Source organism: Actinomadura monticuli (assembly GCF_041463655.1).
Classification (GTDB): domain Bacteria; phylum Actinomycetota; class Actinomycetes; order Streptosporangiales; family Streptosporangiaceae; genus Spirillospora; species Spirillospora monticuli.
In genome coordinates, this window is sequence record NZ_JAXCEI010000001.1 from 68,409 (window position 1) to 92,572 (window position 24,164).

The following is a 24,164-nucleotide window of genomic DNA, read 5'->3' on the forward strand; positions in this document are numbered from 1 at the left end:
GGCGCCGGGGGAAGGCCCGGCGGCGTCCTACTCGGTCGCGGACTCGGGCTCGTCGGCCGGGGCCGCGCCGGGCGCCACCGCGGCCTTGGCGACCGCGTCGGTGGCGCTGACCGTGGTGTTCTCCGGGAAGTGGCAGGCGGCCTGGTGGCCGGGGCTGAGCTCGACCAGCGGCGGCTCGACCTGCTTGCAGATGTCCTGCGCCTTCCAGCACCGGGTGTGGAACCGGCAGGCGGGCGGCGGGTCGAGCGGGCTCGGCACGTCGCCCTGGAGCCGGATCCGATCCCGCCCGCCGCGCTCGGCGGGGTCCGGGATCGGCACCGCCGACAGCAGCGCGTTGGTGTAGGGGTGCATGGGCCGCTGGTACAGGTCGGCGCGGTCCGCGACCTCGACGATCTTGCCGAGGTACATGACGGCGACGCGGTCGGAGATGTGTCGGACGACCGACAGGTCGTGCGCGATCACCACGTAGGTGAGGTCGAGCTCGTCCTGGAGGTCCTCCAGCAGGTTGACGACCTGCGCCTGCACCGACACGTCGAGCGCCGACACCGGCTCGTCCGCGACGATCAGCTTGGGCTTGAGGGCGAGGGTGCGGGCGATGCCGATGCGCTGCCGCTGCCCGCCGGAGAACTCGTGCGGGTAGCGGTTGTAGTGCTCGGGGTTCAGGCCGACGAGTTCCAGGATCTCCTGGACGGCCTTCTTGACGCCCTGCTTGGCCTCGATGTTCTGCAGCCGGAACGGGGCCCCGACGATCGCGCCGACGGTCTTGCGCGGGTTCAGCGACGAGTACGGGTCCTGGAAGATCATCTGGAGGTCGCGGCGGAGCGGCCGCAGCCGGGACTGGGACATCGTGGTGATGTCCTGCCCCTCGAAGGTGATCTTCCCGAAGCTCGGGTCGAGCAGCCGCATGATCATGCGTCCGGTGGTGGACTTGCCGCAGCCGGACTCCCCCACCAGCCCGAGGGTCTCGCCCTTGCGGACCGAGAAGGTCACGCCGTCGACGGCCTTCACCGCCGCGACCTGGCGGCGCAGCAGCCCCGCGGTGACGGGGAAGTGCTTGCCGAGGTTCTCCACCTCCAGCAGCGGCTCGCCGTCCGCGGGACGGTTCGGCGCGGGCCGGGTCTCCTCGGCCGGGTTGTCGCCGGCCGGGGCCTTGCCGGCCGGAGTCTTCGATGTGCTCACAGTCTCGTTCCCACCCGTGCTCGTCACAGCTTCGGCCGGATCTCGTCGTTCCAGATCTCCCGCTTCTTCGCCAGCGGGAGATGGCACGCCGCCTTGTGGCCCGGCTCGACCTCGACCAGCTCCGGCCGCTCGGTCGTGCACTTGTCGCCGTTGAGGTCCTTGTAGGGGCAGCGCGGATGGAACGCGCACCCGGACGGGACGTTGATCAGGCTGGGCGGCGATCCCTTGATCGGCATCAGCCGGTCGGTGCGCTCCCGGTCCAGCCGCGGCATCGACCCCAGCAGCCCCCACGTGTAGGGGTGCAGCGGCTTGTGGAAGGCGTCGTCGACGGACGCGTACTCCACGGCGCGGCCCGCGTACATGACCAGGATGTCGTCCGACAGCTCGGCGACCACCCCGAGATCGTGGGTGATCATGATGACGGCGGAGTTGAACTCCTGCTGCAGGTCGCGGATCAGGTCCAGGATCTGCGCCTGGACGGTCACGTCCAGCGCGGTCGTCGGCTCGTCGGCGATCAGCAGCTCGGGGTCGCAGGACAGCGCCATCGCGATCATCGCGCGCTGCCGCATGCCGCCGGAGAACTGGTGCGGGTAGTCGTCGACCCGCTTGTCCGGCTTGGGGATGCCGACGCGGCCGAGCATGTCGATGGCGTGCTTGCGCGCCACCTGCTTGGACACGTCGTTGTGGACGCGGTAGGCCTCGATGATCTGCTTGCCGACCGTGTAGAACGGGTGCATCGCCGACAGCGGGTCCTGGAAGATCATCGCCATGTCGCGGCCGCGGAGCCGGCGCACCTCGTTCTGGGAGGCGTTGACCAGTTCCTTGCCGTTCAGCCAGATCTCCCCGGACACGCTGGCGTTGCGCTTGTTGTGCAGGCCGAGGACGCCGAGGCTGGTCACGCTCTTGCCCGAGCCGGACTCGCCGACGATGCCGAGGGTGCGGCCGCGCTCCAGCTGGAACGACAGGCCGTCCACCGACTTCACCAGGCCGTCGTCGGTCGGGAAGTGGATCTTCAGGTCGCGGACGTCGAGGAACGCGGTGGGGGCCTCGCCGGTGTCCGCGGTGTCCGCGGCGGGCGCGGTGCCGGTCATCAGCTCAACCTCACTCTCGGGTCGACGACGGCGTAGAGCAGGTCGACGATCAGGTTGATGAACACGATCGAGGCCGCGGTGAGCAGCGTGATGCCGAGCACCATGGGCAGGTCGCCGCCGTTGATGGAGGCGATCGCGAGCTGGCCCAGCCCGGGGATGCCGAAGGTGTTCTCGGTGAGCACCGCGCCGCCGAGCAGCAGCCCGAGGTCGAGGCCGAAGATGGTGAGGATCGGCGTCAGCGAGGCGCGCAGCGCGTGCTTGGTGACGACGGTCTTCTCCGGCAGCCCCTTGGCGCGGGCGGTGCGGATGTAGTCCTCGTTCATCGTCTCCAGCATGCCTGCTCTGGTGAGCCGCGCGTACATCGCCGCGTACAGGAACGCGAGCGTCACCCACGGCAGGACCAGCGCCTGGAACCACATCACCGGGTTGCTGGTGAACGGGGTGTAGCTGCCGCCGCCCGGGAAGATCTTGAGCGTGTAGGAGAACAGCGCGAGCGAGACCAGGCCGGTGAAGTAGATGGGCAGCGACACGCCGCTCAACGCGATGATCATCGCGGTGCGGTCCCAGAGGGTGCCTCTGCGCAGCGCCGAGATGACGCCGGTGGTGATGCCGCCGATGAGCCAGATGACGGCGGCGCCCAGCGAGAGCGAGGCGGTCGCGGGAGCGCGGTCGACCAGGGTGCCCAGGACGGGCTGGCTGCTCCGGTAGGAGTAGCCGAGGCAGGGCGCGGGGCAGTGGTCGGTCACCGGGCCGGCCTTGTAGTCCGTGCCGGCGACGATGCCCTTCAGGTAGTTCCCGTACTGCACCACGATCGGCTTGTCGAGGCCGAGCCGCTCCTTGGTGTCCTGGATCGCGTCGGCCGTCGGGGCCTTGCCCACGTAGGCGGCCGCGATCTGATCGGTGGTCTGTCCGGCCAGTTTCGGCAGCCCGAAGAAGATGCCGAAGGTCACCAGGCTGACCAGCAGCAACATGAGGACGGCACCGATGAGGCGCCGGATGATGTATGCGAGCACATTCCTCGGCCCCACCCGCCGGCCGGGACGACCTGTAGGCCGTCCCGGCCGGCGGGCGTCGCCTTCACCTGCCTTCTGATGAACGCACGGACGAACGGATGGTTACTCCACGCCCATGTTCAGGTAGTCGTACATACCGCCGTAGGCGTAGGTGATCCCGGCGTTGGTGACGCGCTTCGGCCGGTACATCAGGGCCTTGGCGTACACCAGGGGAACCTCCGCGGCGGTCCCCATGACCAGCTTGTCGATCTCGCCGTACGCCTTCGTGCGCGCCGCCTTGTCGGTGTTCGCGATGGCGTCGTCGAGCGCCTTGTTGATCGCCGGGTCGTCCAGCTCGGCCAGGTTGTTGCCGCCGGACGGCTTGATCGCGTCACCGTGGATGATCTGGGCGAGGAAGCCGTAGCCGGTCGGCCAGTCTGCCGCCCACGCCATGATCATCATGCCGATTCCGTGGTCGTGCACGTACTTCGGCACGCCGACGTACTTGTTGAAGTAGTCGCCGGCCGGGAACTGCACGATGCTGACCTTGATGCCGACCTTGGCCAGGCTCTGCTGGATGGCCTGCGCCATCGCGACTTCCTTCGGCCGGTCGGAACGGGCCGTGATCTTGGTGCTGAAGCCGTCGGGCTTGCCGCAGGCCTTCAGCTCCTCCTTGGCCTTGGCGAGGGTGGCGTCGTCGAGGCCGTTGCCGCCCGCGGCCTGCTTCTGCGGGTACAGGTCGAACTTGGTGTAGCCGTCGACCGACGGGGGCAGCACCGTGGTGGCGACGTCACCGCCGGCCAGGGGGCCTCCGTAGGCGGTCTGCGCGGCGACCTTGTCGGTCGCGTACTGCACGGCGATGCGGCAGTGGACGTTGTCCAGCGGCTTGACGTGGACGTTCAGCGACATGAAGCGCAGGAAGCCCTGGACGGGGTTGTCCACGTACGGCTTCTGCGCGTCGGCCAGCACCTTGGGCTGCGTGCCCGCCTGGACGCCGACGCCGGTGATGTCCATGTCCACCGTGCCCGCGAGCAGGCGCTGGTCGATGTCGTCGGCGTTCTGCTTGAGCTGGAGCTCGATCTTGTCGGGCAGGGCCTTGCGGATCGGGTCCGTGCTCTGGTTCCAGTTCGGGTTCCGCGACAGCGACATGGACTTGCCGCGCGTGTAGTCGTCGATCTTGTACGGACCGCTGGAGACGATCGCGGTCTCGTACTTGGTGCCGGTGTCCTTGGCCTTCGGCACCGGCATCGTCTGCGACATCGCGACCAGGTAGTCGAACTCCGAGAACGGCGTGTTCAGGTGGAACACGATCGTCTGGTCGTCGGGGGTCTCGATCGACTTCAGGCCCTCGTCGCTCTTGTCGTCGTAGGGACCCTTGTACGCGGGCTTGTTGTCAACGAGGTACTGCTTGAAGTACTTCGGCCCGAGCTGCAGTTCCTTGGTGTAGTTGCTGCGCTCGACCGCGTACTTGACGTCCTTGGACGTGACGGTGCTGCCGTCGTCGTACTTGACGCCGGTGCGCAGCTTGTACGTCCAGGTCTTGCCGCCGTCGCTGGGCGTGCCCAGGTCGGTGGCGAGGTCCGGGACGACCTCCAGGCTCTCCTGGCCGGCGCCCGGCTTGAAGGTGGTGAGCCCCCGGCCGTACAGGCGCCCGAAGTTCTGCGAGAACGCGTAGTACGTGTTGCCCGGGTCCGGCGAGTCGAAGTCGTCGGAGTCGGCGAGCTTGAGCGTGCCGCCCTTCTTGTCCGACTTGTTGACGACGTCGTTGACGCCGGCGTTGTAGCCGGGTCCGCTTCCCGAACTTCCCGACTCGCCGCCGCCGCAGGCGGCGAGTCCCGCGGCCGCGACCACCCCGGCCGCGAGGACCGCGATTGGTCTCATCTTGTTCATGTGCAGGCGCACCCCTTCAAATAGACGGGTCGGATAACCCGAGTCACTTGGCCCGAGGGTCGAGAGCGTCCCGCAGCCCGTCACCGAACAGGTTGAAGGCGAGGACGGTGATGAAGATCGCCATACCGGGGATGATCATGTACATCGGGTCCGAGGAGTAGATCGGCACGGCGAGCGTGAGCATGCCGCCCCACGAGGGGGCCGGCGGGATCACGCCGACGCCGAGGAACGACAGCGCCGCCTCGAACAGGATGTTGGTCGGGATCAGCAGGGTCGAGTAGACCAGGATCGGCGCGACCAGGTTCGGCAGGACTTCCTTGAAGAGCACGTAGGAGTTGCGGGCCCCCATGCTGCGCGCGGCGTCGACGAACTCGCGCTCGCGCAGCGACAGGGTCTGGCCGCGGATGATGCGGCCGATGTAGGGCCAGTTGAAGAACCCGATGACCACGATCAGCACCGAGACGCGCAGGCCGTTGCCCGACAGCCCGAACGCCCCGTCGGACATGACGCCGACCAGCGCGATCGCGAACAGCAGCAGCGGGAAGGCCAGGAAGGCGTCCATCGCGCGGCTGATGAGGTAGTCGACCCACCCGCCGAAGTAGCCGGCGGTGATGCCCATGACCGTCCCGATGAAGACCGAGAGCAGCGTCGCCAGGAACGACACGAGCAGCGAGATCCGGGCGCCGTGCACGACGCGGGCCAGCATGTCGCGGCCGGTGCCCGGCTCGACGCCGAGCCAGTGGTCGCCGCTGATCCCCGAGTGCCAGAAGCCGGTCTTCGGGCGGTTGTAGGTCGGGTCGATCAGGTTCTGGTGGTACTTGAGCGGGTCCTGCACGAAGTACGGTCCGAAGATCGCGAGCAGGATCAGCAGGATCACCACGACGGCACCGGTGAGCGCGACCCTGTCCCGCTTCAGCCTCATCCAGGCGATCTCACCGAGGGAGCGTCCCTGGATCTTCTTCCCGCCCATGCCGGCGAGTACCGATTCGGGCTGCGCCTCGGTGTCGGACCCGGTCACCTCAATGGGTGCGGCCACGCTCCATACCTCCTACCGTCCGGCCACTGGTTCGGCCATGCCGCCGGCGCTCGACCGGCGGTCGCGGAGATCATCCGCTGCCCCCGTGCCCGTTACGCCGCGTTTGCTGAAGGGAAACGTAGTCCTTCGGGCACGACTGTCCATCCGTGAAGCGAGCTACGCCAGTACCCGTATCTGACTTGTGATCTCGTCGTCATCTGGGGCACACGCGTCCGCACATCACTTCGGACAAATCGCCCGAATAGTACGTTCGTTGCTACCGGGATGGGCAACACCACGGCGGTCTAGACCGGCAAGCTTTACCGTACTGAGTCCGTTCTGAGACCGATTCTCCGCAGGTCAGCCCCTCCCAGCACAGAATACGGCGGGCCGGGACGCCCCCGGATCGCGAGGGGACGTCCCGGCCCGCCGGTCTCGCGCGGAACCGGGCAGCCGTCGGTCAGGAGATGCCGCGGTCGCGCAGGATCTTCTCGATCTCCGCCATCTCCGGGTCGCCGCCGCCCTGCGCGGGACCCTGCACGGCGCCCTTCGGCGCGGCGCCGCGGCCCGCGGCCTTCCGGCCGCCCTCGCCGCCCTTGCCCGCGGCCTTGCGGCCGGGCGCCGCGTCCGCGCGGCGGCTCAGCATCGCGCCGGACGCCACGTAGAGCAGGACGGCGAGTCCCGCCACGGCGACGCCCGCCCACTTCACCGGGCTGAACGCCAGGTCGACGAAGAACTCGGTCACCCCCGTCATCGCCGCCGCCAGCGGCACCAGCGACAGGGCGGCGCCGCGCATGCCGGTGCCCGCGCCCCGGCGGCGGTAGGCGCCCCAGCTGATCACCAGGCCGACCAGGGTCACCCCGAGACTGATCGCGAAAATGGCTGCGTCGCTCATGCCGGCCCCTCACTCCGTACGGTGGCGCTTGCCTCCATGCTCACACGCCGGACGGCGAACCTGCTCCTCCCGGCGGAGGTTTTACGCCCCGGCGGATCTCCTCCTCGGGCGTGACCCCTCCCCCGGAACCACCTCTCGGGTACCGGTCCGCCGGTATGAGCCCCCCGGTGTCAGCCGCCCCGGTATGAGCCGTCCGGTGCCAGCCGCCGGCGAGGGCGCGCAGCCTCGGCAGGTCGAGCTCGCGCAGGGAGGCGGCCACGGTGCGTCCCGGCGCGGGCGGGATCGGCAGGATGCCGGGCACGGCCACGGTCACGCAGCCCGCCGCCTCCGCCGCCGCGACGCCGTTCGGGGAGTCCTCCAGGACGACGCAGCGGGCCGGGTCGGCGCCCAGCCGCGCGGCGGCGGTCAGGTACGGCTCGGGGTCGGGCTTGGTGCGGGCGACCTCGTCGCCGGCGACGCTGAGCGCGAAGTGCTCGCGGCCGACGGCGTCGAGCACCGGCTCGATCAGCCGCCGGTGGCTGGAGGACACCAGCGCGGCCGGGACCCCCTCCGCGCGCAGCTCGGCGAGCAGCTCCTTGGCGCCGGGCATCATCGGCGCGCAGGCGGTGAGCCGCTCGGCCATGCCGTCCAGCATGCGGCGGCCGACCTCCGCCGGGTCGGCGGCGGCGCCGGTCAGCTCCAGCATGTAGTCGACGGCGACGGACAGGGAGCCGCCGACGAGCCGCTCCTGGTGGGCGGTGCTCCACTCGCCGCCCAGCCACGCCATCACGTCCGACTCGACCTCCAGCCAGAGGCGCTCGGAGTCGATGAGGAGGCCGTCCATGTCGAACAGCACGGCCTGCAGGCCGTCGCGGGACCCGGCGCTCATGCGCGGGCTTCCGGCGCGGGACGATGCGGGGGCTGCGATGCGGGGGTGCTCATGTAACCCCACCATAACCGGGAGATCGCGGACCGCTCACGGCCGCCCGGGCAGGCGCGGGCGCGGGCGCGCGCTCCTCTTGGACCGCTCCTCTTGGACGAGGTGTGCAAAGAGACGGTGACGGATGGCTCACCGGACCGATAGCGTGCCAGCAGTGACTACCAACGGGTAAGGAACGGCATGAGCGCGTACCGCATCATCCTCGTCGGCACCGACGGCTCCGACTCCTCGTTCCGCGCGGTGGACCGCGCCGCGCAGCTGGCCGCGGCCACCGGCGCCACCCTCCTGCTGGCCTCCGCCTATAGCCCCATGCCCGAGCGGGAGCGGGCGAACGCCGCCGACCGGCTCGGGGACCTGGCCTACAAGGTGCAGGGCTCCACGCCCGCCGACGACGCGCTGCGGGCGGCGCGGGAGCGGGCGGTCGCGGCGGGCGCCACCGACATCGAGCAGGTCGCGGTGGAGGGCGACGCCGTCGACGTGATCTCCAAGCTGGCCAAGGAGCGCGAGGCGGACCTGGTGGTGATCGGCAACCGGGGCCTCAACAGCCTGGCCGGGCGCATCCTCGGCTCCGTCCCGGCGAACCTGTCGCACCGGTCGCCGTGCGACGTGCTGATCGTGCACACCACCCCGCACGGGAGGTGACCGCCGTCCTCCGGCCCCCGCCCGCCGCCGATTGAAGGACGACCTTCGGCCCCCAGGCCCCCGCTCGCCGCCCGCGCACCGAGGATGAATGTGATTCGCGATTCCGCCGCGGGCGTACAGGGCGGGGGTCTGGCCCGTGGAGGGTGGGGTAGGTCACTGTCAGGACGTAGGCTGACAGCCACCGATCATGAGCGGGGCCCCCGACCCCGGGAATGACGCCCCCGTCGGTGACGCTGTACCAGGGCGTCGGAAGGAGGCAGCGCGTGGTCGAGCTGGAAAGCGTGCCGGAACTCGTCGATCCGGTGCTCGTGGCGGCCTTTGAGGGATGGAACGACGCCGGGGAGGCGGCCAGCGGGGTCATCGCGCATCTGGAGTCGACCTGGGAGGCGGTGCCGATAGCCGAGCTCGATCCCGACGACTACTACGACTTCCAGGTCACCCGCCCGATCGTGGAGATGGCCGACGGGGAGACCCGCGGCATCACCTGGCCGACGACGCGGGTGTCGTGGGCGCGGCTGCCGAGCGGTAAGGACGTCGTCCTGCTGCACGGGATCGAGCCGAACATGCGGTGGCGGTCGTTCTGCCGCGAGCTGGTCGGGCTGATGCTCGAGCTGGAGATCCGCAACGTCGTCCTCTTGGGCGCGCTGCTGGCCGACGCCCCGCACACCCGTCCGGTGCCGGTGACCGGCGCGGCGTCGGAGGCCGGGCTGGTCAGCACCCTGCACCTGGAGCCGGCCCGATACGAGGGCCCGACGGGCATCCTGGGCGTCCTGCAGGACGCGTGCGCCAAGGCCGACCTCGACACGGTGTCGCTGTGGGCGGCGGTCCCCCACTACGTCGCGCAGCCGCCGTCGCCGAAGGCCACGCTGGCACTGCTGCGGCGCGTGGAGGACCTCCTCGACGTCACCGTCCCGCTCGGCGAGCTGCCGGAGGAGGCGCGCGCCTGGGAGCACGGCGTGAACGAGCTCGCCGAGGAGGACTCCGAGGTCGCCGAGTACGTCCGGACGCTGGAGGAGCAGAAGGACGCCACCGAGCTGCCGGAGGCGAGCGGCGACGCCATCGCCCGCGAGTTCGAGCGGTACCTGCGGCGCCGCGACCCGGGGCGCGGCCCGGCGTAGCGGTTACAATCGGTCGCGTCCGTCCCCGGCGATGGCCCGCGCACGCCGCGAAGTGCGCCCGATCGTGATCCTCTCTTTCCCGGAGGGCGGCAGCGCCCGGCGCCGGTGAGCCGGCGTTCCGCGGGCCCGGCGATCCGCGTCCGGCCCCCGCGCGAGCTTCGCGGGCAGCGCCGCCGCCGCGCCCATTCCTGCTGGGACCATCTCCTCGTCGCGCCGCTGTGGCCGCTGCACGGCGCCAACCTCGGGACGCTGCTGCGCACGTGCGACGCGGTCGGCGCGTGCATGGCCGTCCCCCGGTTCTCCTGGGTCCCCGAGGCGCTGGAGCGCGGCAACACGCTCCGGCGGCCCGCCTGCGTCCACTGGGTGAACGACCCGCTCGGCTGGCTGGAGCGGCAGCGGGAGCGCGGGTCCCGCGTCGTCGGCGTGGAACTGGCGGACGAGTCGGTGCGCCTCGCCGACCTGCCCGCCGCGCGCGTCCGGACGGTCGCCGTGCTGGGGCACGAGCAGACCGGGATTCCCGCGGATGCGCTGGACCTGCTCGACCTCGCCGTCGAGATCCCCATGGTGGGTCATGGCAGCAGCCTGAACGTGGCGGTGGCCGGCTCACTGGTGCTGTACAAGCTGGCGGGCCTGCTGTGACCGGGGCCCGTCACCGGCCGGACCGGAGGGGGCGCGGGTTCCCCGGAGCTGCCGGGGCGCAGCCGCTGCGCGACCGGGCGCGGCTCGGCCGCTGCGCGCTGCTCCGACGGGTTCGGGTCAGGCGCGCAGGGCACCGTGCACCTCGGGGAGGGCGCGGACGGGGAGCGCGTCGCGGTCAGGCTCCCGCAGGTCCGGTTCGACGAGGCCGCGACCGCGCTGGCCCGGTTCGCCTGCGAGGCGGAGGGCGCCGAGCAGGTCGCCCGGTTCCGCACCGCCCGGTTCCCGGACGCCGAGGCCGCCGAAACGCGCTCACCCACATCATCTCTGTCAGAGGGCGATGCCCAGGAGGGCGTCGGTGAGGGCGGCGACCTGGGCCGGGGCCCGCTCGTCGGCGCCGTCGCGGGCGGCCCAGTCGTCGATGGCGGCGAGGGCGGACGGGGCGTCCAGGTCGTCGGCGAGGTGGCCGCGGACCACGGTGGCGAGCGGCGCGGCGGGCGGGCCGGACGGCCGTGCGGCGGCGGCGCGCCAGCGGGCGAGGCGGGCGGCCGCCTCGTCCAGCTCGTCCTGCGTCCACTCCCAGTCGGCGCGGTAGTGGTGGGCGAGGAGCGCGAGCCGGATCGCCATCGGGTCGGCTCCCGCGTCCCGCAGCTTCGACACGAACACGAGGTTGCCGCGCGACTTGGACATCTTCTCGCCGTCCAGGCCGACCATGCCGGCGTGGACGTAGGCGCGCGCGTGGGGGCGCTCGCCGGTCGCGACCTGGGCGTGCGAGGCGCTCATCTCGTGGTGCGGGAACGCGAGGTCGGAGCCGCCGCCCTCGACGTCGAAGGCCATGCCGAGGTACTCGGCGGAGATCGCCGAGCACTCCACGTGCCAGCCGGGGCGGCCCTCGCCGAACGGCGAGTCCCAGCCGGGCTCGCCGGGGCGGCGGGCCAGCCACAGCAGCGGGTCGAGGGGGTCGCGCTTGCCGGGCCGGGCGGGGTCGCCGCCGCGCTCGGCGAACAGCGGCGCCATCTCGTCCCTGGTCAGCCGGCTGACCTGCCCGAACGACGGGTCGGCGGCGACGGGGAAGTAGACGTCGCCGTCGACCTCGTAGGCGGCGTCGCGGCCGCGCAGCTTCTCGATCATCTCGACGACGAGGGGGATGGCCTCGACCGCGCCGATGTAGTGGTCGGGCGGCAGGACCCGCAGCGCGGTCATGTCCTCGCGGAACAGCTGGATCTCCCGGTCGGCGAGGGCGCGCCAGTCCTCGCCGGTCTGCTGGGCACGTTCCAGGAGCGGGTCGTCGACGTCGGTGGCGTTCTGCACGTACTGGACGCGGTGGCCGAGGTCGCGCCACACGCGGTTGACGAGGTCGAACGCCAGGTAGGTGTTGGCGTGGCCGATGTGGGTGGCGTCGTAGGGGGTGATGCCGCACACGTACATCCGGGCGGTGTCGCCGGGTGCGGTGGGACGCGCCGTGCCGGTCCCGGTGTCGTGGAGGGCCAGCGGACGGTCGGCGGCGGGAAGGCCCGCGTCGGGCAGGCTGGGGACTTCGGAGGCGGGCCACGATCGCATACCGAAAGCTTATCCATGCGCAGCTCGCGGCATTACTCCGAGATCATGGCAAGTGTCCCGCTTCGCCGTCAGGCGGGGCGGAGGCGGGGGTCGAGGAACGCGTAGCCGATGTCGACGAGCAGGTTCGCGACGGTCACCGAGAACGTCACCAGCAGCGTGACCCCGATGATCACGGGGGTGTCGCCGGCCGCGATGGACTGGTAGACGAGCTGCCCCACGCCCTGGAGGCCGAACACCTTCTCGGTGACGATCGTGGAGCCGATCAGGGCGCCGAGGTCGATGCCGAGCTGGGTGACGACCGGGGTCAGCGCCGCCCGCAGCGCGTGCCGCCGCACGACGCGGCCCTCCGGCAGGCCCTTGGCGCGGGCCGTGCGCACGTAGTCCTCGCCCAGGACGTCCAGCATCGAGGCGCGGGTGAGGCGCGAGTAGGCGGCCATCATCAGGAACGCCAGCGCGAACCACGGCAGGACCATCCGGCGGAGGAAGTGCTCCTGCAGGGGCGGGCCGGCCTCGAACACGTGCACGCCGGCCGCGCCGAGCCCGGCCGTGAACAGGTACAGCAGCGCCAGCGCCATCACGAACGGCGGCGTGGACAGCCCGGCCAGCACGAACACGGTGACGGCCCGGTCCCGCGGGCCGCGTGCCCGCGCGGCGCCCGCGACGCCGGTGGCGAGGCCGCCGGCGAACCAGAGGGCCGCGGCGCCGGAGACCAGGCACAGCGTCGTCGGCAGCCGGTCGCCGATCAGCGCGGTGACGGGCGTCCCGTTGACGTAGGAGTCGCCGAGGTCGCCGCGCGGCAGGCGGGCGAGGAACCGCCAGTACTGGACGAGGAGCGGCCGGTCGAGGCCGAGGTTGCGGCGGATCTGCGCGAGCGTCTCGGCGGTGGCGCGGGGCCCGCCGATGACGTGCTCCACCGGGACTGGCGAGACGTGCAGGATCACGAACGTCAGCGTGGACACCAGCCACAGCACGACGGCCGCGTACAGCAGGCGGCGGACGACGAGGCGCGGCACGGGAGGGTCACCTCCCGGCGGCTGCGCGCTCGCCGCGCGGGTCCAGGGCGTTGCGGACGCCGTCGCCGAGCAGGTTGAACGCCAGCGTCGTCGCCAGCAGCAGGACGCCGGGGACGGCGAGCAGCCACCAGGCGGTGCGGAACGCGTCGCCGCCCTCGCCGAGCATCGACCCCCAGCTCGGCATCGGCGGCCGCACCCCGACGCCGAGGAACGACAGCGTCGCCTCCGACACGATCGAGGACGGCACGAGCAGCGAGGTCAGCACCGTGATCTGCGCGGTGAGGTTCGGCAGGATCTCGCCGGCCATGATCCGGGCGTTGGACGCGCCGAGGGCGCGGGCCGCCTCGATGAACTGGCTCTCCTTCAGCGACAGCACCTGCCCGCGGATGGTGCGGCCGTAGGCGGCGAACGAGAAGAACGCGATGACCAGGACCGTCATGGCGAGGCTCGCGCCCGCCGAGGAGACCCGGAACGTGCTCGCCAGCATGATCGCCACGAGCAGGTAGGGCAGCGCGAGGATCATGTCCATCAGCCGGGCCAGCAGGGCGTCGACCGCGCCGCCGGCGAACCCGGCGAGCGTCCCGGCGACGGTCCCGGCCGCGGAGGCGAGCACCGCCGCGCCGATCCCGGCGGTGAGGGAGACCCGCGCCCCGTAGGCGGCGCGGACCAGGACGTCGCGGCCGAGCTGGTCGGCGCCGAGGGGGAACCGGGTGCCGGGGCCGAGCGGCCGGCCGCCCTCGTCCAGGCCGGTGCCGGGGAAGGTCGCGTCGCAGGGGTGCCCGGTGAGGTGCGCCCACAGCGGCGCCAGCGCCGCGAACGCCATGATCGCCAGCAGTACCCAGAGTGAGGCGACGGCGGTCCGGTCGCGGCGGAACCGCTCCCACGCGAGCCGGGCCGGGCTGCGGCTCCGCACCGGTTCCGCGGCGGCGGGTGCCGGCGCGGCGGGCCGGGCCGCGACCCGCGCGGTCTCGCTGGCCACCCCGGACGACGATCGCATTACGTAGGCAAGCTAGCACCCAGCGTCATGCGGCCGCAGCCGGAATCGCCTACAGCACCCGCGACCAGGCGCCGCCCTCGCCCGGCGCGGCGCAGAAGTCGTACCGGACGCCCCGGCTGAGCGCGACGAGGCTCACCGAGGTCGTGCCCCACACCCGGCCGTCGCCGAGGTCCAGCAGCGGGAGCAGCGCCCGGTGGTCGGCGCGCGGCAGCCCGTCCCCGTTCACCAGCGGGAACCAGGCGCCCCACGCCCCCGCCACGGGCTCGCCCGCGCCGGGCTCGGGCCGCGGCGCGGCGGCCAGCCGCGGCCGGAAGTGCGCCAGCCGCGCCGCCATGTAGGCGTCCTCGGTCTCCCCCTCCAACTGCCCCTCGCCCTCCAGCCCGCTGTTGACGATCATGTGCAGGCCGGGCCCGAGGTCCCGCTCGGCGAGCGCCTCCCCGTCCCAGCTCCACAGCCGGACCCGGTCCGGCTCCGCGGCCACGAGGTGGAACGGGTCGAACACCGCGGGATCGAACTCGCCCAGCTTGCCCTCGTCCGCGACCCGCAGCGGCAGCTCCCCCCGCGACTGCCGCACCGCCTCGGGCGCCATCCGCCCGCGCCCGTTCAGCACGACCGCCGCCCGCGGCGCGTCCGGGTCGACCGCCAGCCACGTCCCGCCCGCCCGCAGATCACGCCCCCCGACGAGCCCCGGCCGCTCCCCCCAGTGCCGCCCCGGCCCTTCCCACTCCCGTGCCACGAACTCGTCCCGCACCCCGACGAGCAGAACCGGAACGGACGACGAGGGATCCACGCTGATGATCGCCGTACACATCCCCCAATTCCAGCACCCCGCCCATTCCTCCCAAACACCGCCCCTCCAGGACGTACACACCCAGCCAACAACCACCCGCAAACCGCCGACGCGAGTCCCGCAGGCGTCCCCGGACGAGCCACGACCACCCTCTTGGACCGGACCCGAGCGTCCCCGCAGGCCAAAACGACAACCACGGGCAGGCACGCGGAGGGAGCGCCAGCGACCGCAGCGGGCCTGCCCGTCGACGCAGGCGACCACAGCGACGCCCCACACGCCAGAACGGGCACGACAGACCGCAACGACGGCGTGAGGATCGCCTGCGTCGCGACGGGGGTTCCAGGGGGTCGCCCCCCTGGGCCAACAGGCCCCTGGGCTAAAGCGGCGGCCAGGGGATCGCCGGCCAGTCTTCCGGGGGGTAGGGGTGGATGCGGTGTTTGAGCATCAGGTCGACGCGGCGGCGGGTGGCGTCGACCTCGTCGGCGGTGAGGAGTTCGGCGAGGCGGGCGCCGAGGGTGCCGTCGCGCAGGCCGGCCTCGACGCGACCGAGCGCTTCGAGGGCCTCGGGGGTGAGGGGTTTGCCGCGCCACTGCCACAGGACGGTGCGGAGCTTGTACTCGGTGGAGAAGCAGACGCCGTGGTCGCAGCCGTAGACGTGGCCGTCGCCGGGCGGGAGCAGGTGGCCGATCTTGCGGTCGGCGTTGTTGACGACGGCGTCGAACACCGCCATGCGGCGGATCGCCTCGTCGTCGGAGCGGGAGAGGGCGACGAGGTCGATGTCGGGGTCGGGTTCCACCCAGAGCTGCACCATGCCGGGGCCGTAGGGGCCGTCGCGGTGGACGGTGGGCGGGACGGTGCCCCAGCCCATGGTCTTGGAGACCTCGTAGGCGGCGACCTCCCGCTCGGCGAGGGTGCCGTCGGGGAAGTCCCAGAGGGGGCGTTCGCCGGCGACGGGCTTGTAGACGCAGTTGGCGGTGCGGCCGTCGTGCTCGATGGAGCAGTACAGGGTGGCGTTGGACGCCTGGACAAGGCGGCCCTCCACGCCGAGGCGCCCGGCGGACAGCAGCCGCTCGGCGGCGGCTGCGTCGCGGGCGGACACGCGGCGTCCGGGCGCGTCGCGGCCGGTGTCGCCGGCGGGCGCCCGGCCCCGGGAGGACTGCGTCATGCGTTCATTCTCCCGGCCGCGTCGTCCATGATCCAGCACGATGGAAGGTCATCTCAGCCCATGTAGCCGTTCTGGCGCGGGCAGACGTGCCCCCCGTCGCCGCCGAGGGGGAGGCCGCACAGCGGGCACGGGGGGCGCCCGGCCGCGACGACCTTGAGGGCGCGCTCGGCGAACGCGCGGGCCTGCGCGGCGCTGATGCGGACCCGCAGCACCGCGATGGCGGGGTCGTCCTCGCCGACCTCGGGCTCCTCCTCGGTCTCGGTGACCTCCTGCGCCTCGATGACGACCTGCTCGTCGTCGGGGTCCCAGGCGAGCGCCATGGTGCCGACCTTGAACTCCTCCTCCACGGGCTGGTCGAGGGGGCCGTCGTCCTGGAGTTCGGACGGGGTGAGGGCGGGCACCGGGGCGTCTCCGCCGCCGCGCCGCAGGACCTCGTCCAGCAGCTCCTCCAGGCGCTCGGCCAGCAGCGTCACCTGGAACTTCTCCAGCCCGACGCTGGTGACGCGGCGGCCGGAGCGGGCCTGCAGGTAGAAGGTGCGGTCGCCGGGCCGCCCGACGGCGCCGGCGACGAAGCGCTCCGGCCGGTCGTAGGAGATGACGGGCATGACACCGACCCTACGCGCCGCCGCCGACGGGCGCGTCACTCGACCCGAGTCCGTCTTTCCCGGAACGTTCCGCGGCCGGTTCGGGCACCAGGGCGGCGACGTCGCCGCCGGTGTCGTTGACCCGGACGGCGAACGGGCGCGTTTCGGTGTAGCGGATCACGGTGAGGGAGGCGGGGTCGGCCTGGATGCGCTGGAACTGGTCCAGGTGGAGCCCGAGGGCGTCGGCGACGATCGACTTGATGATGTCGCCGTGGCTGCACACGGCGTACAGCGCGTCGGGTCCGTGCTCGGCGGCGACGCGCGCGTTCCAGTCGCGGACGGCGGTGACGGCGCGGTGCTGCGCGGCGGCGAGGGACTCGCCGTCCTCGCCGGGGAAGCGGGCGGCGCTGGGGTGCGCCTGCACGACCCGCCACAGGGGCTCCTCGGCGAGTTCCTTGAGGGGGCGGCCGGTCCAGTCGCCGTAGCGGACCTCGCCGAACCGCTCGTCGGTCTCGACCTTCTCGATGGGCGGGGCGTGCCCGGCGGCGATCGCCGCGGCGGTCTCGGCGCAGCGTTCGAGGGGGCTGGACACGACGGCGGCGAGCGGGAGGGCCGCCAGCCGGGCGGCCAGGGCGGTGACCTGGGCGCGGCCGCGGTCGTCGAGGCGCACCCCGGGCGTCCATCCGGCGAGCACCGGTCCGGTCATCGCGGTCAGGCCGTGCCTCACCAGGAGAAGGGTCGTCACAGCGGCCACTCTAGGAGATCTCCGGCATACGGGTGGGATGGGGCGCGGATGCGGGAGAATGCGTGCCGTGATCGTGGACAAGGCCATCTACGCGGGCGGGACGCGCCGCGACATCGACGGCGACATCAGCGACGCGTTCGACCTGGCCCGCGAGGACGGCGAGTGCTTCCTGTGGATCGGCCTGTTCGAACCCGACGAGGCCGAGTTCGACCTGGTCAAGGACGAGCTGAACCTGCACCCGCTGGCCGCCGAGGACGCCGTGTCCGCGCACCAGCGGCCCAAGATGGAGCGCTACGACGACACGCTGTTCCTGGTGCTGAAGACGCTGTCCTACCTCGACGAGACGTCCGACATCGAGGTCGGCGAGATCATGGTGTTCCTCGGCCGCGACTTCGTCGTCACCGTCCGGCACGGGGCGGGGAACCCGCTCGGGCCCGTCCGCAAGCGGCTTGAGGAGTCGCCGGAGCTGCTCAAGCACGGCGCGACCGCCGTCCTGTACGCGGTGTGCGACGAGGTCGTCGACCGGTACGGGCTCGTCGCGCACGAGGTCGAGGTCGACATCATCGGGCTGGAGCGGGCCGTGTTCGACCCGGGCGCGCGGGACGTCACCGCCGACATCTACTCCCTGAAGCGGGAGGTGCTGGAGTTCCGCGGCGCCGAGGACCCGCTCGTCCCGGTGCTGCAGGAGATCGTCAAGGGGCGGGTCGCCGAGTGCGGCTCCACCCGCGAGTACTTCCGCGACGTCCTGGACCACCTGCTGCGCGTGGACGGGCAGGTCGACGCGCACAACGAGCTGCTGAACAGCGTGCTGACCGCGCATCTGGCGCTGCTCGGCAAGCAGCAGAACGAGGACATGCGCAAGATCTCCGCGTGGGCGGCGATCATCGCGGTGCCGACCGCGATCGCCGGGATCTACGGGATGAACTTCGACCACATGCCGGAGCTGCACTGGACCTTCGGGTACCCGCTGGTCATCGCGGTGATGGCGGTCGTGTGCGTGCTGCTGTTCCGGCGCCTGCGCAAGAGCGGCTGGCTCTGACCTCCCGGCCCGCCTACCGGGTGTCGGCGGGCGGGGACGGCGGCGCGGCGAGCAGCACGGCCCACAGGTGCGACTCGGCGCCCTGTGACTCCAGCCGCCGCCGCATCCGCTCCACGCCGCCGCGGGTGGGCAGCGCGAGCCACACCAGCAGGGGGTAGCCGGCGACGAAGCCGGCGACGAACACCAGCTCGCTGTGCCCGACCATCGCCAGCGGCAGGCCCAGCAGGATGACGCCCTCGGCGAGCGCGAACCGCAGCAGCACCGCCTGCCGGAACATCATCAGCGCCGTCCGGGCCGCCGCGGCGGGCGCGGCCTGCTCGGCGCCCGCCGGCATCGGGCGGGGCGCGCGGGGGCCGGCCAGCAGCGCGACCAGGGCGGCGGCGGCGAGCGGCGCGTAGATCCACGGGGGCGTGTCCCCGCGGCCGTCCTCCACGATCAGCGGCATGATCGCCAGGATGAGGACGGGCGCGCCGAGCAGCACCAGCATCATCGCACGCAGCCGGCCGAGCTCGGTGCCGGAGCTCAGCGACGCGAGGTAGCCGGGGTCGTCGCCCGGCCCCGCGCCGAACACCGGCGCCACGTCCGGGCCGCCGTCGCCGTCGGGCGACTTGGGCGAGTACATGGAGAACGGGGGTGGCGCCATGGCTGCGAACTTTAGCCGGGCGGCGGCCCCGGCGACAGATTCCACCAGGGATCTTCGTCCCGGACCGGGAATCCGCGCGGCCGATCGCTCGCTTTCCGCGCGCCCGGCGCGGACCGCTACATTGGCCGCCTATGAAGGAGCGTCACCTCGGGCGGAGCGGGCTGCTGGTGTCCCGGCTGGGCCTCGGCACCATGACCTGGGGGCAGGACACCGGCCCGGACGAGGCCGCGGCGCAGCTCCTCGCGTTCGTGGACGCCGGGGGCACGCTGGTGGACACCGCCGACGTCTACACCGGCGGCGTCAGCGAGCGGATCCTCGGCCACCTGCTGCGCGAGACCGTCGACCGCGACGGCCTGGTGATCGCGACGAAGGCGGCGATCCGGCCGAACGGCCGCTACGACGGCTCCCGCCGGCACCTGCTGCGCGCCCTGGACGCCTCCCTCGACCGGATGGACCTCGACCACGTCGACCTGTGGCAGCTGCACGTCTACGACCCGGCGACGCCGCTGGAGGAGACGCTGTCGGCGCTGGACGAGGCCGTCGCGTCCGGCCGGACCCGCTACGTCGGGGTGTCGAACTACGCCGGCTGGCAGGTCGCCAAGGCCGCGGCCTGGCAGCGCGCCTGGCCGGGCCGCGCCCCGGTCGTGTCCGCGCAGCTGGAGTACTCGCTGCTGCGCCGCGACATCGAGCGGGAGGTCGTGCCCGCCGTGCTGGACGCGGGGGCCGGGCTGCTGCCCTGGTCGCCGCTCGGGCGGGGCGTCCTCACCGGCAAGTACCGCACCGGGATCCCCGCCGGGTCGCGCGCCGCGGCCCCGCACTACGCCGAGTTCGTCCAGCCGTACCTGGACGAGGAGTGCGCCCGCATCGTGGAGTCGGTGGTGACCGCGGCCGAGGGCCTCGGCCGCTCGCCGCTCGCGGTGGCGCTGGCGTGGATCCGCGACCGCCCGGGCGTCGCCGCGCCGATCGTGGGCGCCCGCACCGCCGCGCAGCTCGGCGCGATCCTGGAGAGCGAGGACGTGACGCTCCCGAACGAGATCCGCGGCGCACTCGACGACGTCTCCGACACCGCTACGGGAAGCCCGTGACCGACAGCACCGAACCCGCCTCCTCCTCTCCGTCCTCCGCCGAGCGGGCCGCGCGCGCCGCCGCGGCCATGCGCGCCGCCGAGGCCGCCGCCGGGGCGCTGGACGGCCCCCGGGACGAAGATCCCGCCCCGCCGCCGGAGCCCGCCCGCGGCGCGCGGGACGGGCTGCGCGCCCTCGGCGAGCTGTTCGCCGCGACGGGGGTGCCCGCTCCGCTCGCGGCCCGCGCCGCCGCCCGGCTCGGCCCGGACGCCGCGGACCGGCTGCGCGCCGACCCGTGGCGGCTGCTGGCCGTCCCCGGCGTCCGGCCGCCGCAGGCCGACCATTTCGCGCGGGCCGTGCTCGGGCCCGACGCCGGTCCCGGTGACGTGCGGCGCGGCCGGGCCCTCGTGCTGCACCTGCTGATGGAGGCGGCGCGCGGCGGGCACACGGTCACGCCGGCGGCCGAGGTGGTGTCCGCGCTGGAGCGTGCCCGGGTCCCCGACCCGCGCCGTGCCGTGGAGGCCGCGCTGGAGGAGGCCGAGGTCCTGTCCCTCACCGAGGAACCCGAGTTCGGCGACGACGCGTTCGACGAGGACGCCGAGCCGGAGGAGCCCGAGGAGATGCTCGGCGCGGCGCGGTGGGCGCTCGCCGAGGAGGCCGCCGCCGAAGGGTTCCAGCGGCTCACGCTCACGGCGGCGCCGCTGCTGGGCGACGCGGCCGTCAAGGGCCTGCGGGACGGGCTGCCCGAGGACCGGTCGCTCGCGCTCACCGCCGCGCTCCGCACCGGCGTGAGCGTCCTGCGCGGCGCGCCGGACGGCGTCGCGGCGGCCGTCCTCGGCATCGCGGGCGCCGCCGCGGGCGAGGGCCTGCGGACGGCCGTCGCCGCGCCCACCGACCGCGCCGCCGCCGACCTGGCGGCGCCCGAGGGGGTCGCGGTCACGAGCCTGCACCGGCTCCTCGAACCGCGCGACGACCCGGCGGCGGCGCCCGGCGCCGTCGTCTACGCGCGCGGCGAGCGGTCCCCGCTCGACCTCGACCTGCTGTTCGTGACCGACGCGGCGGCCCTCGACGTCGAGCTGTGCGCGGTGCTGGCCGAGGCGTGCCCGGACGGCGCCCACCTGGTGCTGTGCGCGGAGCCGGGCGCCGCGCCGCCCGCCGGGCCCGGCCGGCCGCTGGACGACCTGGAGGCGTCGGAGACCGTCCCGGTCGTCACGCTGGACGCGGCGCCGCCGGCGGGGCCCCTCGACGTGCTGGCGGAGGCGGTGCGCGGCGGCGACCTCGCCGCCGTGGACGCCCCGGGCCGCGAGGTCGTGATCGTGCCCGCCGCCGACCCCGGCGAGGCCGTGCACCGGGCGGTGCAGCTCGTCACCGACTCGATCCCGCGCGCGCTCGGCATCCCGGTCGAGGACGTCCAGGTCGTCGCGCCGGCCGCGGGCGGACCCGCGGGGACGGGCGCGCTCAACGCCGCGCTCAAGGCCCGGCTGAACCCCGGTCCGGGCGCGTTCGGCGGCATGGACCCCGGCGACCGGGTCGTCGTGGCGGCGCCGCTCCCCTGCGCCGCGGTCGGCGAGACCGGCGCGGTGACCGGCGGCGGCCCGGGCGGCCTCGACGTCGAGTTCCCCGCCGGGCCGGCCGTGGTCTCCCCCGCGGACGCGTCCCGGCTGCGGCACGGCTGGGCCGTGACGGTCGCGCAGGCGCGCGGGACCCGCCGCCCCGGCGTCGTCGCGGTCATGCCGCCCGAGGGGCTGTCCCGGCCGCTGGTGGCCACCGCGTTCGGGCTGGCGCGCCGGCACCTGTCGGTCGTCCAGGCGGCCGGGCCCGCGCTGGCCAGGGCCGTGCGCGAGGACGGGGCGGCGCCGCGGCGCACCCGGCTCGCGACGCTGGTGACGCAGTGAGGCCGTGACGCGGTAAAGAAACACCCGTGTCGCGGTTTACGGACGGCCCCGTATGGGACACGATGTCAACAGGGTCAGGTACGGCATCGGGTGGAGGAGCGACATGCCCCAGGGGCTCAGGCGGCTCGGTTCGGCTTCGGCGGCGGTCTCGGTGGGCGCGCTCGTCCTGGTGCTCGCCGCACCGGCGGCGGACGCGGCGGAGACGTGCAAGAAGGGCGTCGACCCCGAGAGCACGATCGAGAACTGGAAGTGCAACCTCGGCAACCTGCGCGAGGCTCTCACCCCCCCGAGCCCCACGCCGACACCGACGCCCACTCCGAAGAAGACCACCCAGAACACCACGAAGAAGACCACCCAGAACACGCGCACGGCGCCCGCGAAGGCCCCGCGCCGGCCCGCCTCGGCGCCGAGCGGCGGCCAGGGCACGGGGCCGTCCGCCATGACCGGCGGCGCGGGCCTCAAGCCGTACACCGGCGGGGCGCCCTCCGCCGCGTCCGGGCTGCCCGGCGTCCTGCCGACGCCCGAGATCGCCGCGGACCCGAACGCCTACCGCAACGCCTCCGCGGCCATGCCGCAGACGCGGCTCATCTCCCCCGTCGCCGCGTCCGGCTCCGGCGGCGACCAGATGCTGCTCGTCGCGGCCGCCGCGGGCGCCGCCGGAGCGGTCGGCGCCCTCAACATCAGCGTCGCGGGGCGGGCCCTGCGCCGCCGGAGGACGCGCTAGACGTCCCGCCTCGGCGCCGCCGCGGGTGCGCGGCGGCGAGGACGCGGCCGGCCGCGCGGCCGCTAGTACGCGGCGCCGATGGCGTGGATGCCGCCGTCGACGTGGACGATCTCGCCGGTGGTGGCGGGGAACCAGTCCGACAGCAGCGCCGCGCACGCGCGCGCGGTCGGCTCGCTGTCCTTGATGTCCCAGCCGAGCGGCGCGGCCTTCGGCCACATGTCCGTCATGCCCTCGAAGCCGGGGATGCTCTTGGCCGCCATCGTCGCCAGCGGCCCGGCCGCGACCAGGTTCACGCGGATGCCCTGCGGGCCGAGGTACTTGGCGAGGTAGCGGGCGCACGACTCCAGCCCGGCCTTCGCCACGCCCATCCAGTCGTACACCGGCCACGCCTTCGTGGCGTCGAAGTCGAGCCCGACGACCGAGCCGCCGTCCTTCATCAGCGGCAGGCACGCCGTCGTCAGCGACTTCAGCGAGTACGTGGAGGCGTGCACGGCGGTCGCCACGTCCTCCCACGGCGTGTCCAGGAAGTTGCCGCCGAGCGCCGTCTGCGGCGCGAACCCGATGGCGTGGACGACGCCGTCGAGGTGGTCGAAGCCGCAGTCGCGCAGGTTCCCGGCGAGGGCGTCCAGCTGCTCGGTGTTCATCACGTCGAGCTCGATCACCGGCGGCGGCGAGTCCGGGCCGGACGGCAGCCGCTTCGCGGTCCGCTGCGTCAGCGTCGGGCGCGGGTAGGCGGTGAGGACGACCTCAGCGCCCTGCTCCTGCGCGACCCGCGCGACGTGGAAGCCGATGGAGGCGTCGGTGAGGACGCCCGTCACCAGGATGCGCTTGCCTTCGAGGATTCCCATGATCGTCAGTGCCCCATTCCCAGTCCGCCGTCGACCGGGATCACGGCCCCGGTGATGTAGGCGGCGTCCTCGCTCGCCACGAACCGCACCGCCTTCGCGACCTCCTCCGGCCGCGCGATCCGCCCGAGCGGCACCGCCGCGGTGATCGCCTTCTGCTGGTCCTCGCTGAGGACCGCCGTCATGTCGGTGTCGACGAACCCCGGCGCCACCACGTTGACCGTGATGTTGCGCGAGCCGAGCTCGCGGGCGAGGGAGCGGGCGAACCCGACCATGCCCGCCTTGGACGCGGCGTAGTTGGACTGCCCGGGCGAGCCCATCAGCCCCACGACCGAGGACACCAGCACGATCCTGCCGGTGCGCTTGCGCATCATGCTCTTCACGGCCCGCTTCGCGACCCGGAACGAGCCGGTCAGGTTCGTGTCGAGCACCGACGTGAACGACTCCTCGCTCATGATCGCGAGAAGGGTGTCCTTGGTGATGCCCGCGTTGGCGACGACCACCTCGACCGGGCCCTGCTCGGCCTCGACCTTCCCGAAGGCGGCGTCGACGTCCTCGGCGCTCGTCACGTCGCAGTGGACGCCGAACAGGCCCTCGGGGGGCTCGCCCGACCGGTAGGTGACGGCGACCGCGTCGCCCGCCGCGGACAGCTCGCGGGCGATGGCCAGGCCGATGCCCCGGTTACCGCCGGTCACGAGGACAGAGCGACTCATCACGACCCTC

Annotated in this window: 24 protein-coding genes; 7 read left to right on the top strand and 17 right to left on the bottom strand. The window is 73.2% G+C overall.

Features of this window, described 5'->3' with window-relative positions:
• Positions 1 to 27: 27 nt before the first annotated feature.
• The 7 genes from SM611_RS00320 to SM611_RS00350 all read right to left on the bottom strand — a co-directional run bounded on the left by SM611_RS00320 (position 28) and on the right by SM611_RS00350 (position 7,930).
• Positions 28 to 1,179: an ABC transporter ATP-binding protein gene (locus SM611_RS00320; protein ID WP_371946721.1), complete on the bottom strand. Its 1,152-nt coding sequence runs from the start codon at positions 1,177 to 1,179 to the stop codon at positions 28 to 30.
• A 23-nt stretch (positions 1,180 to 1,202) separates the two neighbouring features.
• Complete coding sequence (locus tag SM611_RS00325; RefSeq protein WP_371946722.1) at positions 1,203 to 2,270, bottom strand: ABC transporter ATP-binding protein; 1,068 nt, start codon at positions 2,268 to 2,270, stop codon at positions 1,203 to 1,205.
• A complete protein-coding gene (locus SM611_RS00330) occupies positions 2,270 to 3,283 on the bottom strand; it encodes an ABC transporter permease (protein WP_371946723.1) in 1,014 nt (337 codons plus the stop codon). Before SM611_RS00330 ends, SM611_RS00325 begins: the two co-directional genes overlap by 1 nt.
• 102 nt (positions 3,284 to 3,385) lie before the next feature.
• Positions 3,386 to 5,143: an ABC transporter substrate-binding protein gene (locus tag SM611_RS00335; protein ID WP_371946724.1), complete on the bottom strand. Its 1,758-nt coding sequence runs from the start codon at positions 5,141 to 5,143 to the stop codon at positions 3,386 to 3,388.
• Between the two features lie 52 nt (positions 5,144 to 5,195).
• Positions 5,196 to 6,188 carry an ABC transporter permease gene (locus SM611_RS00340; RefSeq protein ID WP_371946725.1) on the bottom strand — a complete coding sequence of 331 codons (993 nt, stop codon included), beginning with the start codon at positions 6,186 to 6,188 and terminating at the stop codon, positions 5,196 to 5,198.
• A 439-nt stretch (positions 6,189 to 6,627) separates the two neighbouring features.
• Positions 6,628 to 7,062 carry a hypothetical protein gene (locus SM611_RS00345; protein WP_371946726.1) on the bottom strand — a complete coding sequence of 145 codons (435 nt, stop codon included), beginning with the start codon at positions 7,060 to 7,062 and terminating at the stop codon, positions 6,628 to 6,630.
• Between the two features lie 40 nt (positions 7,063 to 7,102).
• Positions 7,103 to 7,930 (bottom strand): HAD family hydrolase, encoded by an 828-nt coding sequence (locus SM611_RS00350; RefSeq protein WP_371946727.1) that lies wholly within the window; start codon positions 7,928 to 7,930, stop codon positions 7,103 to 7,105.
• 231 nt (positions 7,931 to 8,161) lie between these two features.
• Here SM611_RS00350 and SM611_RS00355 point away from each other — a divergent pair, with 231 nt between their 5' ends.
• From SM611_RS00355 to SM611_RS00365, 3 genes are all read left to right on the top strand, one after another.
• Entirely contained in the window at positions 8,162 to 8,623 is a 462-nt protein-coding gene (locus SM611_RS00355) for a universal stress protein (RefSeq protein ID WP_371946728.1), read from the top strand.
• A gap of 263 nt (positions 8,624 to 8,886) precedes the next feature.
• The gene (locus SM611_RS00360) at positions 8,887 to 9,741 is read left to right on the top strand and encodes a PAC2 family protein (RefSeq protein WP_371942156.1); all 855 of its coding nucleotides are present in this window, start codon (positions 8,887 to 8,889) and stop codon (positions 9,739 to 9,741) included.
• Between the two features lie 105 nt (positions 9,742 to 9,846).
• Entirely contained in the window at positions 9,847 to 10,380 is a 534-nt protein-coding gene (locus SM611_RS00365; RefSeq protein ID WP_371946729.1) for a TrmH family RNA methyltransferase, read from the top strand.
• 327 nt (positions 10,381 to 10,707) lie between these two features.
• On the opposite strand, the gene mshC is transcribed toward SM611_RS00365, so the two are convergent.
• The 7 genes from mshC to SM611_RS00400 form a co-directional block, all read right to left on the bottom strand.
• Complete coding sequence (gene mshC / locus SM611_RS00370; RefSeq protein ID WP_371946730.1) at positions 10,708 to 11,937, bottom strand: cysteine--1-D-myo-inosityl 2-amino-2-deoxy-alpha-D-glucopyranoside ligase; 1,230 nt, start codon at positions 11,935 to 11,937, stop codon at positions 10,708 to 10,710.
• A gap of 68 nt (positions 11,938 to 12,005) precedes the next feature.
• Entirely contained in the window at positions 12,006 to 12,950 is a 945-nt protein-coding gene (locus tag SM611_RS00375; RefSeq protein ID WP_371946731.1) for an ABC transporter permease, read from the bottom strand.
• A 7-nt stretch (positions 12,951 to 12,957) separates the two neighbouring features.
• The gene (locus tag SM611_RS00380; RefSeq protein WP_371946732.1) at positions 12,958 to 13,929 is read right to left on the bottom strand and encodes an ABC transporter permease; all 972 of its coding nucleotides are present in this window, start codon (positions 13,927 to 13,929) and stop codon (positions 12,958 to 12,960) included.
• 67 nt (positions 13,930 to 13,996) lie between these two features.
• On the bottom strand, positions 13,997 to 14,758 hold the full coding sequence (locus tag SM611_RS00385; protein WP_371946733.1) for an NRDE family protein: 762 nt from the start codon (positions 14,756 to 14,758) through the stop codon (positions 13,997 to 13,999).
• Between the two features lie 355 nt (positions 14,759 to 15,113).
• A complete protein-coding gene (locus SM611_RS00390; RefSeq protein ID WP_371946734.1) occupies positions 15,114 to 15,902 on the bottom strand; it encodes an SCO1664 family protein in 789 nt (262 codons plus the stop codon).
• A gap of 53 nt (positions 15,903 to 15,955) precedes the next feature.
• A complete protein-coding gene (locus SM611_RS00395; RefSeq protein ID WP_371946735.1) occupies positions 15,956 to 16,507 on the bottom strand; it encodes a DUF3090 domain-containing protein in 552 nt (183 codons plus the stop codon).
• Positions 16,508 to 16,517: 10 nt separating this feature from the next.
• Positions 16,518 to 17,231: an MSMEG_4193 family putative phosphomutase gene (locus tag SM611_RS00400; protein ID WP_371946736.1), complete on the bottom strand. Its 714-nt coding sequence runs from the start codon at positions 17,229 to 17,231 to the stop codon at positions 16,518 to 16,520.
• Positions 17,232 to 17,289: 58 nt separating this feature from the next.
• Between SM611_RS00400 and corA the strand changes: the two genes are divergently transcribed.
• The gene (gene corA / locus SM611_RS00405) at positions 17,290 to 18,270 is read left to right on the top strand and encodes a magnesium/cobalt transporter CorA (protein WP_371946737.1); all 981 of its coding nucleotides are present in this window, start codon (positions 17,290 to 17,292) and stop codon (positions 18,268 to 18,270) included.
• 13 nt (positions 18,271 to 18,283) lie between these two features.
• Here the strand turns inward: corA and SM611_RS00410 are convergent, their stop codons facing one another.
• Positions 18,284 to 18,913: a hypothetical protein gene (locus tag SM611_RS00410; RefSeq protein ID WP_371946738.1), complete on the bottom strand. Its 630-nt coding sequence runs from the start codon at positions 18,911 to 18,913 to the stop codon at positions 18,284 to 18,286.
• 131 nt (positions 18,914 to 19,044) lie between these two features.
• Between SM611_RS00410 and SM611_RS00415 the strand changes: the two genes are divergently transcribed.
• The 3 genes from SM611_RS00415 (at position 19,045) to SM611_RS00425 (ending at position 22,596) form a co-directional block, all read left to right on the top strand.
• Positions 19,045 to 19,998, top strand: a complete 954-nt coding sequence (locus tag SM611_RS00415) for an aldo/keto reductase (protein WP_371946739.1) — start codon at positions 19,045 to 19,047, stop codon at positions 19,996 to 19,998.
• Positions 19,995 to 21,872, top strand: a complete 1,878-nt coding sequence (locus tag SM611_RS00420; RefSeq protein WP_371946740.1) for a helix-hairpin-helix domain-containing protein — start codon at positions 19,995 to 19,997, stop codon at positions 21,870 to 21,872. The genes SM611_RS00415 and SM611_RS00420 overlap by 4 nt, the downstream gene beginning before the upstream one ends.
• Before the next feature lie 103 nt (positions 21,873 to 21,975).
• Positions 21,976 to 22,596, top strand: coding sequence for a hypothetical protein (locus SM611_RS00425; RefSeq protein WP_371946741.1), 621 nt, complete (start codon positions 21,976 to 21,978; stop codon positions 22,594 to 22,596).
• A gap of 62 nt (positions 22,597 to 22,658) precedes the next feature.
• Here SM611_RS00425 and fabI read toward each other — a convergent pair whose 3' ends face one another.
• Complete coding sequence (gene fabI / locus SM611_RS00430; RefSeq protein ID WP_371946742.1) at positions 22,659 to 23,444, bottom strand: enoyl-ACP reductase FabI; 786 nt, start codon at positions 23,442 to 23,444, stop codon at positions 22,659 to 22,661.
• A gap of 5 nt (positions 23,445 to 23,449) precedes the next feature.
• Complete coding sequence (locus SM611_RS00435; protein ID WP_371946743.1) at positions 23,450 to 24,154, bottom strand: beta-ketoacyl-ACP reductase; 705 nt, start codon at positions 24,152 to 24,154, stop codon at positions 23,450 to 23,452.
• Positions 24,155 to 24,164: the final 10 nt, after the last annotated feature.